This window comes from Pseudomonas sp. dw_358 (assembly GCF_018449655.1).
Taxonomy (GTDB): Bacteria; Pseudomonadota; Gammaproteobacteria; order Pseudomonadales; family Pseudomonadaceae; genus Aquipseudomonas.
The window spans coordinates 39,952-55,092 of record NZ_JAAVUX010000014.1 but is presented as its reverse complement, the minus strand read 5'-3'; the positions used below and the strand labels follow the sequence as shown (position 1 = coordinate 55,092).

Genomic DNA, 15,141 nt, shown 5'->3' with positions numbered 1-15,141 from the left:
TCGCCGCAAGGGCGAAAAGGTGATTGTGCACCCCCACGCAAAATGGATCAGCTCACTGAAATTCAGGCCACTGCGACGATCTTCAAGTGGCAACGAGTAAAACGCTCAGATCCCGTGACAAGCCCAAACCAATACCTTCAAGCTATGCCAACCCCGCACAGGATCAACCTCCCCGGCAAGCTGCTATAACCCCAGATCATCCCCGACCTGACTATTGATGCCTTGCCCTTGCGCCGCCCGCTCTTGTAACGTCAACCCCGCCCGCTCGACTTAACTCAAAGATCAAAACCGAGCACCGCAGTGTCCGCAGGGCGTTTTTTTTAAGGTTTCCACGGCTGCCGAATCAATCTATCGCCAGGATGACTTGCCATGAAAACCGTGTCGGCCGCTACCGTATTGGGCTCTGTATTGTCCCTGTTGAGTCTTTCGATCGCCTGCGCGATGCCGGCAGCAGCCGAGGAAATCACCTTCGTCTCCCAGGGCGGTTCCTACCAGGATGCCCAGACCAAAGCCATTCTCGACCCGGCGGCGAAGAGCCTGAACATGACCATCAAGCAGGACAGCGCACCGGACGCCTACCCCATGGTCAAGGCCCAGGGCGAGGCCGGGAAACCGATCTGGGATGTGGTGGACACCCCGCCCTCCAACTGCCTGCGCGGCGGCAAAGAAGGGCTGATCGAACCGCTGGACCTGAGCAAGATGCCCAATGTGCAGGCCATGCCGGCTGCCTACCGCACCCAATACTCAGTGGCCTACGAGTTCTATTCCTCGGTCATCGGCTACAACAAGAAGAGCCTGAAAAAGGTCCCCCAGACCTGGGCCCAGTTCTGGGACGTCAAGGACTTCCCCGGCACCCGTGCCTTGCGCAACGATCCCATGGGCACGCTGGAGGCGGCCCTGTTGTCCGATGGCGTGCCCCGGGACAAGCTTTACCCGCTGGACGTCGACCGCGCCTACAAGCGCCTGGAGCAGATCAAGCCGGACATCGCCGTGTGGTGGACCTCGGGTGGCCAGTCGGCGCAGTTGTTGGCGGACGGTGAGGTGGACATGTTGATGATCTGGAACGGTCGCGCCAGTGCCGTGCAGAAGACCAACCCGGATGTGGCGTTCACCTACAACGATGGCCTGCTGCAGAACACCCAGCTGTGCATCCTGAAGAACGCGCCCAACTACGCTGCGGCGGTCAAATTCGTCAACGAAGCGGTATCGCCGGCACTGCAAGCCAACCTGCCCCAGTACATCGACTACGGCCCCGGCAACCCGGCCGCCTTCAGCACCGGGAAAATCTCCGCCGAACGGGCCAAGGAACTGCCCAGCTCGCCCGACAATGCGGCCCGTCAGGCGTTGATGTCCGAGGAGTGGTGGGCGTCGGCCCAGGGAATTGCGGCCAAGGACCGCTGGCTCAAGTTCATCCAGTAAAACGGGAGCGTCGAGATGTTCGATTATCTGATTCTGGGTGGCGGGTCGGCCGGCTGTGTGCTTGCCGCCCGGCTCTCGCAAGACCCTCTCAAGCAGGTGTGCCTGATCGAAGCCGGCCGGGACATCTCGGCCCAGCGCATGCCGGATGCGATTCGCAGTCGTTACCCCGGGCGCGCCTACCTCGACGTCAACAATCTCTGGCAGCGGCTGACCGCGTCCATGGGGCAGAGCGCCAAGGTCACCCGGCGCTACGAGCAGGCACGAATTCTCGGAGGCGGCTCGGCCATCAACGCGCTGATGACCAACCGCGGCGCCCCGGCCGACTACGACGAATGGCAGGCGCTGGGGGCCGAGGGCTGGAACTGGCAAAGTTGCCTGCCGTATTTTCGCGCGCTGGAAAACGACGTGGATTTTCCCGGCCCGGAGCATGCCCGGTTACATGGCAATGCCGGCCCGGTGCGGGTCCGACGCACGCCGGCGCAGCGGTTGTCGCCTTTTGTCACGGCGGTGATGAAGGTGCTGGGGGCCAGCGGCCTGGCCACCAAACCGGACCAGAACGGCCCGTGGGAAGAAGGCGTGTATGTCGGCGCCCTGGGCGTCAGTGAGCGAGGTGAGCGCATGCCCACCTCGGTCAGCTACCTGACCGACGCCGTGCGCCGCCGGCCCAATCTGACCGTGCTGACCGATTGCCTTGTAGACCGCGTCGTGTTCGAGGCCGGTCGTGCTGTCGGTGCCGTGTTCATGGATTTGGACGGTGCGGCCCAGGCTGTACAGGCCAGGCAGGTGATCGTCTGCGCCGGGGCGATCCACAGCCCGGCATTGCTGTTGCGCAGCGGCATCGGTCCGGCGGCCGACCTGGCCGCGTTGGGCATCGACCCGGTGGCCGATCGTCCGGGAGTGGGTGGCAACTTGATGGAGCATCCGTCGATTGCCGTGTCGGCCTTGTTGACTCGCAAGGGCCGTACCGCTTTTCCCGACGAGCACCATGAGCAGTCCATCGTGCGCTTCTCGTCGGGGCTGGCCGGCACCGTACCGTGCGACATGCACGGCGCGATCCTGTCGCGCTCCGGCTGGCACTCGCTGGGCTATCGACTGGGCTCGATCTTTTTCTGGGTCAACAAATCCTATTCCCGTGGCCGCGTGCAGCTGGCCTCCCGGGATCCTCGGGATGAGCCCAGGGTGCAGTTCAACATGCTCAGTGACCCCCGTGACCTGGCGCGCCTGAAGCTGGCGCTGCGCTTTGGTGCACAGACCCTGTCGGCGCCGGCCTTGGCCGACCAGCGCAGTGTGGTGTTCCCCTCCAGTTATTCTCCCCGGGTGGCCAAGGTGGCGATGCCGGGCCTGTTCAACGCCTTGCAACGCGGCGCTTTGAGCCTGTTGCTGGACATCGCCGGGCCACTGCGGGGCTGGCTGGTGCACGGGCTGGTCACCCAAGGGGTCACCTTGCGCCGCCTGCTGGCCGATGACCAGGCCCTGACGGCGTTCGTACAGCGTAACGTCGGCGGCACCTGGCACCCGTCCGGTACCTGCCGGATGGGCCGCGCAGACGACCCGCTGGCGGTGACCCTCAGTGACGGCACGGTGATTGGCGTGCAAGGGCTGCGAGTCTGCGACGCCTCGCTGATGCCGTCGATCCCGTGCGCCAACACCAACATCCCGACCCTGATGATGGCCGAGCGGATTGCCGACATGATCCAGACCGAGGCCGGGCGCATGCAGCTCCAAGGCGAAGCGGCCCAGGCGCTGTAGGCGCCCGGGTGGGAGCGCTTACTGCCCCCAGCCGACGATGCCCTTGGTTTCCAGGAACGCCTCCAGGCCCCATTCACCGTATTCCCGGCCGTTGCCCGACTGCTTGTAGCCACCGAACGGCGCACCAGCGTCCCAGCTTGGGTAATTGAGGTAGACGCTGCCCGCGCGCAGCTGCAGCGCCACCTGCCGGGCGCGTTCGATGTCGGCGGACTGTACGTAGGCGGCCAGGCCGAACGGGCTGTCGTTGGCCATGGTCACGGCTTGCTCCACGGTCTCGTAAGCCTGGACGACCAGCACTGGGCCGAAGATTTCTTCCCGGGCGATGGTCATGTCTTGGGTCACACCGGCAAAGATCGTCGGCTGGACGTAGTAGCCCACGGGCAGATGATCCGGCCGACCAGGGCCACCGCAGACCAGCTCGGCGCCTTGTTCTACGCCCAGGCCGATCATCCGTTGAATGGCGTCGAACTGGCGCTGACTGATCACCGGGCCCAAGGTGGTGTTCCCCTCGTCCGGTGCGCCCAGGCGATGAGCCAGGGCGGCGCGCCGGGCGATGGCCACGGCCTGATCATGCAGCGCAGCGGGCACCAGCATGCGGGTCGGGGCGTTGCACGATTGGCCGCTGTTACCGAAGCAGGCGTTGACGCCGCTGGTCACGGCCGCTTCCAGGTCCACGTCATCGAGCAAGATGTTCGCCGATTTGCCGCCCAATTCCTGATGCACGCGTTTGACCGTTGGCGCCGCCAGTCGGGCGACCTCGATGCCGGCACGGGTCGAGCCGGTAAACGAAACCATGTCGACCTGGGGATGGGCGGCCAAGGCGGCACCCACCGTCGGGCCGTCGCCGTTGATCAAGTTGAAGACCCCTGGCGGCACACCGGCATCGTGCATCACTTGGGCGAACAGCAGCGCATTGATCGGGGCGATTTCACTGGGCTTGAGCACCATGGTGCAGCCGGCCGCCAAGGCTGGGGCGACCTTGCAGACGATCTGGTTGATCGGCCAGTTCCAAGGGGTGATCAGCGCGACCACGCCGACGGGCTCCTGCACCACTCGGGTCGAACCTCGGGTTTTTTCGAATTCGAAGGTGTCGAGGGTGCGCAGCAGCTGCTCCAGATGCCGCTGGCCGATCCCCGCCTGCCAATCGCGGGCCAGCGCCCGTGGAGCACCGAGCTCCTGCTCGATGGCCTCTGCGATCGCATCGTAACGGGCCATGAAGCATTCAAGAATACGCGTCAGCAATTGCCGGCGCTCGGCGGGCGAGGTGCTGGCAAAGGTCGGGAAGGCACGGCGGGCAGCGCTGACGGCGGCCTCGACATCAGTCAAGTCGGCCAGGGCAATTTCGCAGAAGGGCTGCTCGGTGGCCGGGTTGATCACCGGCAGGCGGGCGTGGCTGTGGGGCTCGACCCAGCGACCGTCGATGTAGAACTGCTGTGGGGTGTGCATAGTCGGGAACGGCCTCGGTTGAACAGGGACAGACGCTCGCCAGCATAGGTGGTTTTTTTTCCGACGGACAATGTACTAATTCTTGGGTTAGGCATAAGCTCAGGTCATGACCAATCTTCGTAGAAAGCTCCCTAGCTCCAGTTCCTTGTTCGTCTTCGAGGCCGCCGCCCGCTGTGGCAGTTTCACCCGTGCGGCCGACGAACTGTGTGTCAGTCAACCGGCGGTCAGCCGCATGCTATCGCGGCTGGAAGAACACCTTGGCGTGCAGCTGTTCGAGCGGGTGCGCGGCGGCGCCAGGCTTACCGAAAGCGGCAGCCTTCTGTACCGCCGTGTGCAGGAAGGCTTCAGCACCATCGAGTCGGCCATCAGTGAAATCGAGGCCCGTGCCACCGGCATCGAGACCGTGACCCTGTCGGTGTCCACGGCCTTCACCACCCATTGGCTGATGCCGCGCATGAGCCGTTTCAGCCAGCGCTTTCCCACGGTCGACATGCGCTATCAACTGATGTCCGGCAAGATCGGCGGGCCCTTGGTGGATGTCGATCTGGGCATGCGCTATCTCGAGCCTGGCAGCCTGCAGGCTGCGGATTATCGGGTGATGCCGGAGATGACGCTGCCGGTGTGCACGCCCGCTTACCTGGCCTCGGTGGCCCGCGATAACCCGCAGAAACGGCCGTTGACGCTGATCAGCATGGACACCCAGGACCGGGGCTGGGCTGCCGCGTTAGAGGCCGGCGGGCGCGCGGAAAACAGCCTGGTGTTCTCCGATTATGCGGTGGTGGTGCAGGCCGCACTGCTGGGCCAGGGCATGGCGCTGGGCTGGTTGAACGTGGTCTCCAACTCCTTGCGCAAGGGCGAACTGGTGCCGGCGGCGGATGCACTGAAGGTGCACGGGCGCCAGTGCTGCCTGGTGGTGCCGGGCCACCGTCCGGCCCGGCCGATCGTCGAGCAGATTCGCGACTGGATCATCGAGGAAATGCACGAGGAGCTGCTGGGCATCGACGCGATGTACCCCCATCTGGGCCTGGCTGCCACCCGCGATCAGGGCCGTTGAACGGTGTGCGTCGAGAGCAGGTAACAAAACAGCAGGTTATGCTACGAGGCCGGGAGAAAACAGAATATCTGGCGATGGCAGTGGCTGATAATGACAGGGCCCATACAGCCTGTTGCCTCTATTTTCCTGCGGAGCGCCCTATGTCTTTCAAGCAGTTCAAAGCCCTGACGTTCGACGTGGTCGGCACCTTGATCGATTTCGAGGCCGGCATCCTCGCCCATGTCCGGGCCGTGGCCGGTGAGGCCGGGAAGGCCTGTACGGACGACGACATCCTCAGGGCCTACCGGGAAGCCCGGGCGTCCACCGATTCGGGTTGGTGGCCGGATGACCTCGAGCGTTGCTACCACCTCATGGCGGCCAAACTCGGACTGGCGGATAACGACCAGGCCGCGCGGGGTCTGGCCCTGGCGGTAAAAAATTTTCCGGCCTTCCCGGATTCCATCGCAGCCCTCAAGCGCCTGCGCAAGCATTTCAAGCTGGTGGCCACCACCAACTCGCAGATTTGGGCCTTGAATCACATGGCCGAAACCCTCGACCAGCCGTTCGATGTGCGGGTCACCGTTGACGATGTGCGCTTCGAGAAGCCCGACCCGCAGTTCTTTGCCTATGCCCGTGGCGTATTGGCCACTCACGGCATTGTCATGGAAGAGATCCTGCATGTGGCCCAGAGCCAATACCACGACATTGGCGTCGCCATGCGCCTGGGTTACCAGACCTGCTGGATCGAGCGGCGCTTCGCGCAGAAAGGCACCGGCGGCACGCTGGAATCCGAGCGCACCGAGCCGCATTACCATTTCACCTCGCTGGTGCAACTGGCCGACGCCGTGGACAAAGAACTGGCATGACGGTGCAGAGCCTGTGGGCAGCCACCGCGCGGCCGGCACCCGCGCTGTATGCACTTGAGGGTGAGCGCCAATGTGACGTGGTCATCATCGGCGGCGGTTACACAGGCCTGTCGGCCGCTCACCACATCGCCCAGAGCGGCCGGCAGGCGCTGATCGTCGAGGCCAACAGCCTGGCCTGGGGCGCCAGCGGGCGCAACGGCGGGGTGGTGTCGCCCAAGTTTCGTGTGGGCTTCCCCACGCTCATGGCCCGCTTCGGCCGCGACACCGCATTGCAGATGTACCGCACCGGCTACGACGCGGTGGACAGCCTGGTGCAGATGATCGAGACCTTGGGTCTGGGCGAGGCCAGGCTGCACATGGGTGGCCACATCGCTGCTGCGCACAATGCCCATGCGCTGCTCGGCCTGGAGGCGACGGCCGACTGGATCAGGCGCGAGACCGGGGCGGCTTCGTCGACGATGATCTCGGCGGGGGAGATCCGGGAGATGACCGGCTCCCGTCTGTATGCCGGGGGCTTGCTGACCCCGAAAGCGGGCGGCATTCATCCGCTCGACTATGCCCGTGGCATGGCCCGATCGCTGGTGGAACGTGGGGTGGATATCTTCGTCGACAGCCCCGCCGAGCAGGTCCGCCATGAAGGCGGGCGGGTCATCGTGCAAACCGCGGGCGGGCGCATCAGCGCGCAGCAGGTGATCTACGCCACCAACGGCTATAGCGACCAGACCCGCGTGACCGACACCTTGCATCGGCGCCTGATTCCCTTTCGCAGTGCGATCATCGCCACCGAGCCGCTGTCGGCGGCGACGCTGGCCACGATCATGCCAGGCGGCCAGGTCTGCGGCGACACCAAGCGCATGCTGCGCTGGTTTCGGGTGGTAGGGGATCGGCTGATTTTCGGGGGGCGCGGCGCCTTTGGCCAAGACGACTCGGCCCGCGCCTTCGAGGCGTTGCAGCGCAGTATGGGCGTCGTCTTTCCCAGTCTGCGCGAGACCCGTATCGACTATCGCTGGTCGGGGCTGGTGGCCATGACCCTGGATTACCTGCCCCATGCCGGGCAGTTGGATGAACGCAGCTTCTACGCCATCGGCTACAACGGCGGCGGGGTCGCGATGTCGACCTGGATGGGTCGGCAACTGGCAACCATGACGGCCGGTCAGCCGGTCAAGCTCGGCTTGCTCGCCGGCGAACGCTTCAAGCCGATTCCCCTGCACGCGCTGCGGGCGCCGGGTGTGCGCCTGGCAGCAGGCTGGCAGCAGTTTCTCGACGCCATCGGGCGTTAGGCTGGATCAACGGCAAGCCCCGGCATCAGGGGGATGCCCTTGGCATCACTGGCCCGTCCGCGCCACGACGATCGTGTCTTCCGGGTGCAGGCGCATCAACAGCGGCGAGCCGATCGGTGGCAGGCTGAGGTTGCCTTCATGGTGGCTTGGCTGGCGCAGGCTGACGGTGGGGCCGTTCTCCAGGTCGACGAACACTTTCAGGCTTTCACCCTGAAAGACAATATCGCTGACCCGCCCACGCAGGCGGTTCCATTCCGGGCCGGCGCTGGCGTTGTCCAGCAGCAGCTTCTCCGCTTGCAGGGCAAGGAATACATCACCGCGGGCGGGCACCGGGCGGGTCGTGCGCAGCACCGTATTGCCCAGGGTCAAGCCGTTGTCGGCACTGCGTTGCAAGGCCACCAGCGTGCTTTCGCCAATGAAGCTGGCGACGAAATCATCGGCGGGGTGGTCGTGCAAGCGGCGCGGGGTGTCGACCTGTACCAATTGGCCGCCGCGCATGATCGCGATCCGGTCGCTCATGGTCAGGGCTTCGCGCTGGTCATGGGTCACGTAGATCATGGTCGCGCCCAGGCGCTTGTGCAGCGCGCGCAGCTCGATCTGCATCACTTCACGCAGCTGCTTGTCCAGGGCCGAGAGCGGTTCGTCCATCAGGATCAATTTCGGTTCGAAGACGATCGCCCGGGCCAAGGCCACGCGCTGACGCTGGCCGCCGGAAAGCGCGGCAATGTTGCGATCCTCATAACCGGACAGCTCCACGGTGGCCAGTGCGTTCTTTACCCGTTCGCGCCTCTTGGCGGCACTCTCGCCGCGGGCGCGCAGGGGGAAAGCCACGTTGTCGCCGACGCTCATGTGCGGAAACAGCGCGTAATTCTGGAACACCACGCCGATATCGCGCTTGTGCGGCGGCATCAGGGTGACGTCGCGCTCACCGAAAAAAATATTCCCGGAACTGACCCGGATGAACCCGCCGAGGATGCTCAAGAGTGTGGTCTTGCCCGAGCCCGAGGGCCCGAGCAGGGACATGAATTCGCCAGCCTGCACCTTGAGGTCGACATTGTTCAGGGCCTTGAGGTTGCCGTAGTGCTTGCACACCTGATTGATACTGACCGATTCAAAGCCTTCAGTGAACTTCATGGTGGGTCCTTGCGGGCTGAGGGAGAGGGCGCAAGCCCTTACGATTGTTTGTAGCGCCCGGCAACCACCACCAGCACCAGTGACGCAAGAATCAGCATCGAACTGATGGCGGCAATGGTCGGGTCGATTTCATCACGCAGCGCGGTGAACATGCGCTTGGTCAGGGTCTGGTTGTCGCCGCCGGAAATGAACAGCGCCACCACGGTTTCATCCAGCGAGGTGATGAAGGCAAACAGCGTGGCCGATACCAGGCTCGGTTTGATCTGCGGCAAGGTCACCGCCATGAAGGCACGAAAGCGGTTCATGCCCAGGCTGCGGGCAACCATCTCCTGGGACATGTCGAAGTTACGCAGCCCCGCCAGCAACGCGATGATCACGTAGGGCAGGGCCAGCATGATGTGAGCGAGCACCAGCCCGGTCAGGGTGCTGACCAGACCGACCCGGGCATAGACAAAGAATACCCCCGCAGCGATCAGGATGATCGGCACCATCATCGGCAGCAGCAGCACCAATTGCAGGGTGCGCACCGCCTTCAGGCTCGAGGCATTGATGGCGTAGGCCGCCGCCATGCCAATGGGCAGGCTGATGGCCATGGTGCAGAACGCCGTGATCAGGCTGACCCGCGCCGCCGACAGCCATTGCGCGCTGTGGAAAAACGCCTGGTACCACTGCAGCGACCAGTGCTGGGGCGGAAACTGCAGAAAACGCGCCTCGGAAAACGACATGGGCACCACGATCAACACCGGGATGATCAGGTACAAGAGGATGGCCGCCACTAACAGGCTGAACAGCACGCGTGACAGGCGGATCCGTTGCAGATGTGCCAGCAGGTTCATTCAGCGTGCTCCCAGGATGCGTTCGATGGGGATGAAACGGTTGATACCCCAGAAAATCAGGAACACCACCAACAGCAGGACCAACCCGACCGCACTGGCCGCGCCCCAGGCCTGGTACAGTTCGACGTTGCGCTGCACCAGCATGGATACCAGGATCGTGCGCCCGCCACCGAGCAGCTCCGGGGTGATGAAAAAGCCCAGGCAGATGACGAAGACCAGAATGGAACCGGCCATGATCCCCGGCGCGGCCATGGGCAGAAATACCCGGCGCAGGGTATAGAAGGGCGTTGCACCGAGGCTGTCGGACGCTTGCAGCAGGTCTTGGGGGATCTTCTTCATCACCGCGTAAAGCGGCAGCACCATGAACGGCAGCATTACGTGCAGGGTGCCGATCACGGTGCCGGTGACGTTGTGCATCATGTTCAGGGGCTGGTCGATGAGGCCCAGGTTCATCAGTGCCTGATTGACCAGGCCACGGCGTTGCAGCAGCACCAGCCAGGCGTAGGAGCGCACCAGGATGCTGGTCCAGAACGGCAGGATCACACAGAGCAGGATCAGATTGGCCATGAAACCGTGCAGTCGCGAAGCGGCATAGGCCACCGGGAAGCCGAGGACGATGGACAGCACGGTCACCAGAAAGCTGATCTTGAAGGTCAAAGCGAAGGTGTCCCAGTAGATGCTTTCCTGGAATATGCGCAAGTAGTTGATCAGGGAAAAACCCTGCTCGGTCTGCACCGACTCGAAGGCCAGCCAGCACAGCGGCAGGATCAACAGCACCGTCACCACCAGCAGCGCCGGCAACAGCAGGGCCAGCATCCACAGATGCTCCTGGCGCTCGGCACGGGCCAGCGCGCGTTGTTGCGGGGAGGCTGGCTGGCGCGGGTTGCTGGCGTCCAGTTGCAGAGACGCACGGTGCTCGAACGATGTCATGTGCAGCTCTCTCCCGGGCATGGGCAGGTTGCAAGGCATGGACCGGGATCGCTCTGCGGGACCCTCTGTTCTACTTTACCCAGATGCCGGCGAAGCAAGCGGGCGGTTATGGCGGCTGGCGAAGCGCTTTGTGTTGAATACGGGTGCCTGTACAGCATGTCCTGCGCTGATGTGACACGGCGCTCGGCGCACACTATTCATTTGGATAGTGAATTCTTGCGTTACACTATTTTCATCTAGTTACAAACCATACCAAGGCCGCTCTGCATGTACGGAACGGCCGCTGTTCGCGGGACGACCTTTCTACCCACGCCCGCGATTACCCGTGATTCACGCTTGAGGCTGACATGCAGACACTATCGATCAACGGCCAGGACCAGGCCGTGGATGTCCCCGAGGACATGCCATTGCTGTGGGTATTACGCGACGTGCTGGGTTTGACCGGCACCAAATACGGCTGTGGCATCGCCCAATGCGGTGTCTGCACCGTGCACCTGGACGGCAAGGCGGTGCGCTCCTGCGTGCTGCCGGTCAGCAGCGCGGTCGGTCATCGCATCACCACCATTGAAGCCGTCGGCCAGACGCCGGTGGGTCAGGCGGTGCAGGGCGCCTGGCTGGCCCATGAAGTGGTGCAGTGCGGTTACTGCCAGTCCGGGCAGATCATGGCGGCGGTGGCCTTGCTCGAGGCGCATCCGGCGGCCGACGACCAGCAGATTGTCGACGGCATGTCCGGCAACCTGTGCCGCTGCGCCACCTACACGCGCATCCGCGCCGCGATCAAAAGCATCAGCCAGGCCTGAGGATTACCCATGTCGACAGTCAATACGACACCGCGCGCCCTGTCGCGCCGCGGTGTGCTCAAAGGCGGCGCGACCACCCTCGGTGGCTTGCTGATCAGCGCCTGGTTACCGCCGCTGGTGCCCCATAGCGCTGCCGCCGATGCGGTGGCCGTGGCACAGAGCGGTGTGGACCCTGGCACCGGCTTCGGTGCCTTCGTGCGGGTCGGCCATGATGGCCACGTCACGGTGATCTCGCCGAAGATCGAAATGGGCCAGGGAGTGCAGACCGGCATCGCCATGATGGTCGCTGAAGAACTGGAAGTCGGCATGCACCAGGTCAGCATCGAAGAGGCACCGCCCAGCGCGCTGTACATCGACTCGTTGCTGCAATTCCAGGCGACCGGTGGTTCCTCTTCGACGCGCTTTACCTGGGAGCCGTTGCGCAAGGCCGGCGCCAGCGCACGCATGGTGTTGATCCAGGCGGCGGCGATTCGCTGGAAAGTCGCCCCCAGCCAGTGCCATGCCGATCAAGGCAAGGTCTACGGCCCCAACGGTCAGACGGCCGATTACGGGACGCTGGTCGATGCCGCCGCCGCCTTGCCGCTGCCCACCGACGTGCCGCTCAAGCCCATCGAGGCGTTCAAGCTGCTGGGCAAGCCGACCCAGCGCCTGGACACCCCGGACAAGGTCAACGGCAAGGCCCGCTTCACCATCGACCTGCGCGTGCCGGACATGTTGATTGCGTCGTCGCTGACCTGCCCGGTCTACGGCGGGACCCTGCGCAGCGTCGACGAAGGTGCGGCGCGGCAAGTGCCGGGTGTACGTGACGTGATCAAGCTGAGCAACGCCGTGGCGGTAACGGCTACCCATTTCTGGGCCTGCCAGCAAGCCCTCAAGGCCCTGAGCATCGAGTGGGACCTGGGCGAGCATGCCGAGGGTGATTCGTTGGCGCTGGACAAGGCCTTGCTGGATGCCAGCCACCGCGACGGTGTGGTGGCCAAGCGCGAAGGCGACATCGAGACCGCCCTGGGCGGCGCCAAGACCCGCTTTGAAGCGGTGTACGAGCAGCCGTTCCTGTCCCACTCGCCGCTGGAGCCCATGACCTGTCTGGCCCACGTGCGCAAGGACGCCTGCGAGCTGTGGGTGGGCACCCAGGCACCGATGTTCGCCCAGGCGGGGGCGGCGAAGATCAGCGGCCTCAAACCCGAGCAGGTGATCATCCATAACCAGTTGATCGGCGGCGCGTTCGGCCGGCGCCTGGAGTCGGACTTCATCTTCCAGGCCGTGGACATCGCCCGCCAGGTGGCGTACCCGATCAAGCTGATCTGGAGCCGCGAAGAGGACATGACCCACGACCGCTACCGGCCGCATTACGTGGACCGCATGAACGCGGCATTGGACGATGACCTGCGCCCCATCGGCTGGGACCACCGTATCGTCGGGGCCTCGGTGATCGCCCAGTTCATCGGCGCGCTGCCGGCCAGTGGCATCGATGCCGACGCTGTGGAGACGTCCATCGAACCGATGTACGCCTTGCCCCACCTGCAAGTGCGGTATGTGCGCGAAGAGCCCAAGGTGATTCCGGTCTCCTGGTGGCGCGGCGTCGGGCCGCTGCGGGCGACCTATGCGCTGGAGAGCTTTATCGACGAGCTGGCCCACAACGCCAAGGCCGACCCGCTGGCCTATCGCATGGAACTGCTCAAGGCCCATCCGCGCGCCCAGGCGGTGCTCAAGCTGGTGGCCGAGAAATCCGGCTGGGATCAACCCCTGCCGGCCGGCACCGGTCGCGGTGTCTCGGTGGCCAATGTGTTCGGCAGCTACATCGCCACGGTGGTGGAATTGCAGATGCAGGGCGAGCACGGCCTGCGCATCAACCGGCTGGTGTCGGCGCTGGACTGCGGGTTTGTCACCAACCCGACTTCGGTGCATTCGCAGATCGAAGGCGGCACGTTGTTCGGCCTGTCGGCAGCGCTGTTCAACGAAGTGCTGATCGAAAAGGGCCAGGTCATGCAGAGCAATTTCAACCAGTACCGGCAGATCCGCATGAGCGATGCACCGCCGGTGCAAGTGCATGTGATCAACAGCCTGGAAGCCCCCGGCGGTGTCGGCGAGACCGGCGCGGTGCCGGTGGCGGCAGCCTTGGTCAATGCGTTGCATGCGGCCTCACAGGCCCGGGTGCGGCGCCTGCCGTTGAGCCGTTCGGGCTATTTCACCGTACAAGGAGCCATGGCATGAAGCCCTTGAAGATCGCCTTGGCCCTGCTTGGCGCCAGCCTGAGCCATGCGGCCCTGGCCGATGACACCAGCACTCTGAGCAAGGGCGAGTACCTGACGCGCGCGGCGGACTGCGTGGCTTGCCACGTGGTGCCCGGCGGCAAGCCGTTTGCCGGTGGCCTGGCATTCAAGCTGCCGTTCGGCACGCTGTATTCGCCCAATATCACGCCGGACAAAGACACCGGTATCGGCAACTGGAGCGACGACGAGTTTGTCAGCGCGGTGCAGCGGGGCGTGGGCAAGGACGGCAAGCACTATTACCCGGCGTTCCCTTACACCTCCTACAGCAAGATGCCGCGCGAAGATATTCTCGCCATCAAGGCCTATCTGTTCAGCCTGCAGCCGGTCAAGCAGGCGCCGAAGGAGAATGACTTGTCTTTCCCCTTCAATCAGCGCTGGGGCATGTGGTTCTGGAACAAGATCTTCCTCGACGACCAGCGTTTCGTCGCCGACCCCCAGCAGTCGCAGGAGTGGAACCGCGGCGCTTACCTGGTGGAAGGGCCGGGGCACTGTGGCGAATGCCACTCGCCGCGCAACTTCGCCCAGGCGGTGGACGCCAAGCAGTCGCTGGCCGGCACGATGCTGGGTAACTGGCGCGCCTACAACATCAGTTCCGATCCCCAGTACGGCGTCGGTGCCTGGCCGCAGGAGACCTTGGTCAAGTACTTCGCCACCGGCGAAGCGCCGGGCTACGGCATGGCGGGCGGGCCAATGAGCGACGTGATCGAGCACAGCCTGCGCTTCATGACCCCCGAAGATCTGCAAGCCATGGCGGTGTACCTGAAAAGCACCCCTGCACGGGCCACCGGTGTAGCTCGGCCCAGCGTGGCGGTCAACGACCCTGCGCCCGAAGCCGGCGACGGCCTGGGCAAGAAGGTCTACACCGACGCCTGCGCCGCCTGCCACCGCGCCGACGGCCAGGGCAACAACAGCTCGATCGCCACCCTCACAGGTCTGAAAACCCTGAACGACCCGAAAGGTACCAACCTCATCGGCGTGCTCCTGGCCGGCCACAATGATGCCGTGCGCAGCGACCAGCGCATGCCGGACTTCGCCAAGGCCTACAGCAACCAGGAACTGGCAGCGGTGAGTAATTATCTGCTGGCGCGGTTTGGCCAGTCGGGTGGTCGGGTGACAGCCCAGGATGTGGAGAAGAGCCGGGGGTTGGCGTTGCATTGATCTTTGGGGTGGGGGCTCTTGTCGAGATTTCGTCACAGGCCCCCCAGTCCCTCCCAACCAAGCCCGACCTGCAGAGTGCTCTCCAGGCCGGGGCTGACCTGCCGCGCCGCTGCGCCCCTGCCAGGCACTGAATCTCAGCCCGGCAATCCCCAACTTCCCACTTGGCACAAAACCCGCACTGTCCTCCCCGCGAATGACCCTCAGCCCTTGCCCACAA

General features: G+C 64.3%; 12 protein-coding genes. 8 read left to right on the top strand and 4 right to left on the bottom strand.

Annotated elements, in window-relative coordinates; genetic code table 11:
- Window positions 1–369 precede the first annotated feature (369 nt).
- Entirely contained in the window at window positions 370–1,419 is a 1,050-nt protein-coding gene (locus HB675_RS18965) for an ABC transporter substrate-binding protein (RefSeq protein ID WP_213880352.1), read from the top strand.
- Between the two features lie 15 nt (window positions 1,420–1,434).
- Window positions 1,435–3,168, top strand: coding sequence for a GMC family oxidoreductase N-terminal domain-containing protein (locus tag HB675_RS18960; RefSeq protein ID WP_213880350.1), 1,734 nt, complete (start codon window positions 1,435–1,437; stop codon window positions 3,166–3,168).
- Between the two features lie 18 nt (window positions 3,169–3,186).
- Here HB675_RS18960 and HB675_RS18955 read toward each other — a convergent pair whose 3' ends face one another.
- Window positions 3,187–4,614 carry an aldehyde dehydrogenase family protein gene (locus HB675_RS18955; protein WP_213880348.1) on the bottom strand — a complete coding sequence of 476 codons (1,428 nt, stop codon included), beginning with the start codon at window positions 4,612–4,614 and terminating at the stop codon, window positions 3,187–3,189.
- 106 nt (window positions 4,615–4,720) lie between these two features.
- Between HB675_RS18955 and HB675_RS18950 the strand changes: the two genes are divergently transcribed.
- The 3 genes from HB675_RS18950 to HB675_RS18940 all read left to right on the top strand — a co-directional run bounded on the left by HB675_RS18950 (window position 4,721) and on the right by HB675_RS18940 (window position 7,793).
- Window positions 4,721–5,668, top strand: coding sequence for a LysR family transcriptional regulator (locus HB675_RS18950; protein ID WP_213880346.1), 948 nt, complete (start codon window positions 4,721–4,723; stop codon window positions 5,666–5,668).
- A gap of 140 nt (window positions 5,669–5,808) precedes the next feature.
- On the top strand, window positions 5,809–6,513 hold the full coding sequence (locus HB675_RS18945) for an HAD-IA family hydrolase (protein WP_213880344.1): 705 nt from the start codon (window positions 5,809–5,811) through the stop codon (window positions 6,511–6,513).
- Window positions 6,510–7,793 carry an FAD-binding oxidoreductase gene (locus tag HB675_RS18940; protein WP_218626602.1) on the top strand — a complete coding sequence of 428 codons (1,284 nt, stop codon included), beginning with the start codon at window positions 6,510–6,512 and terminating at the stop codon, window positions 7,791–7,793. The genes HB675_RS18945 and HB675_RS18940 overlap by 4 nt, the downstream gene beginning before the upstream one ends.
- 45 nt (window positions 7,794–7,838) lie before the next feature.
- Here HB675_RS18940 and HB675_RS18935 read toward each other — a convergent pair whose 3' ends face one another.
- Genes HB675_RS18935 through HB675_RS18925 form a run of 3 tightly spaced genes read right to left on the bottom strand, consistent with a single transcriptional unit; the run spans window position 7,839 to window position 10,693 of the window.
- Entirely contained in the window at window positions 7,839–8,927 is a 1,089-nt protein-coding gene (locus HB675_RS18935; protein ID WP_213880342.1) for an ABC transporter ATP-binding protein, read from the bottom strand.
- A 38-nt stretch (window positions 8,928–8,965) separates the two neighbouring features.
- Entirely contained in the window at window positions 8,966–9,763 is a 798-nt protein-coding gene (locus HB675_RS18930) for an ABC transporter permease (RefSeq protein ID WP_213880340.1), read from the bottom strand.
- The gene (locus HB675_RS18925; RefSeq protein ID WP_213880338.1) at window positions 9,764–10,693 is read right to left on the bottom strand and encodes an ABC transporter permease; all 930 of its coding nucleotides are present in this window, start codon (window positions 10,691–10,693) and stop codon (window positions 9,764–9,766) included.
- Between the two features lie 347 nt (window positions 10,694–11,040).
- On the opposite strand from HB675_RS18925, the gene HB675_RS18920 reads away from it, so the two are divergent.
- Genes HB675_RS18920 through HB675_RS18910 form a run of 3 tightly spaced genes read left to right on the top strand, consistent with a single transcriptional unit; the run spans window position 11,041 to window position 14,924 of the window.
- Window positions 11,041–11,493, top strand: a complete 453-nt coding sequence (locus HB675_RS18920) for a (2Fe-2S)-binding protein (RefSeq protein ID WP_213880336.1) — start codon at window positions 11,041–11,043, stop codon at window positions 11,491–11,493.
- A 9-nt stretch (window positions 11,494–11,502) separates the two neighbouring features.
- Window positions 11,503–13,707, top strand: coding sequence for a molybdopterin cofactor-binding domain-containing protein (locus HB675_RS18915; RefSeq protein WP_213880334.1), 2,205 nt, complete (start codon window positions 11,503–11,505; stop codon window positions 13,705–13,707).
- A complete protein-coding gene (locus HB675_RS18910; RefSeq protein WP_213880332.1) occupies window positions 13,704–14,924 on the top strand; it encodes a cytochrome c in 1,221 nt (406 codons plus the stop codon). The genes HB675_RS18915 and HB675_RS18910 overlap by 4 nt, the downstream gene beginning before the upstream one ends.
- The last annotated feature ends 217 nt before the right edge of the window (window positions 14,925–15,141 follow it).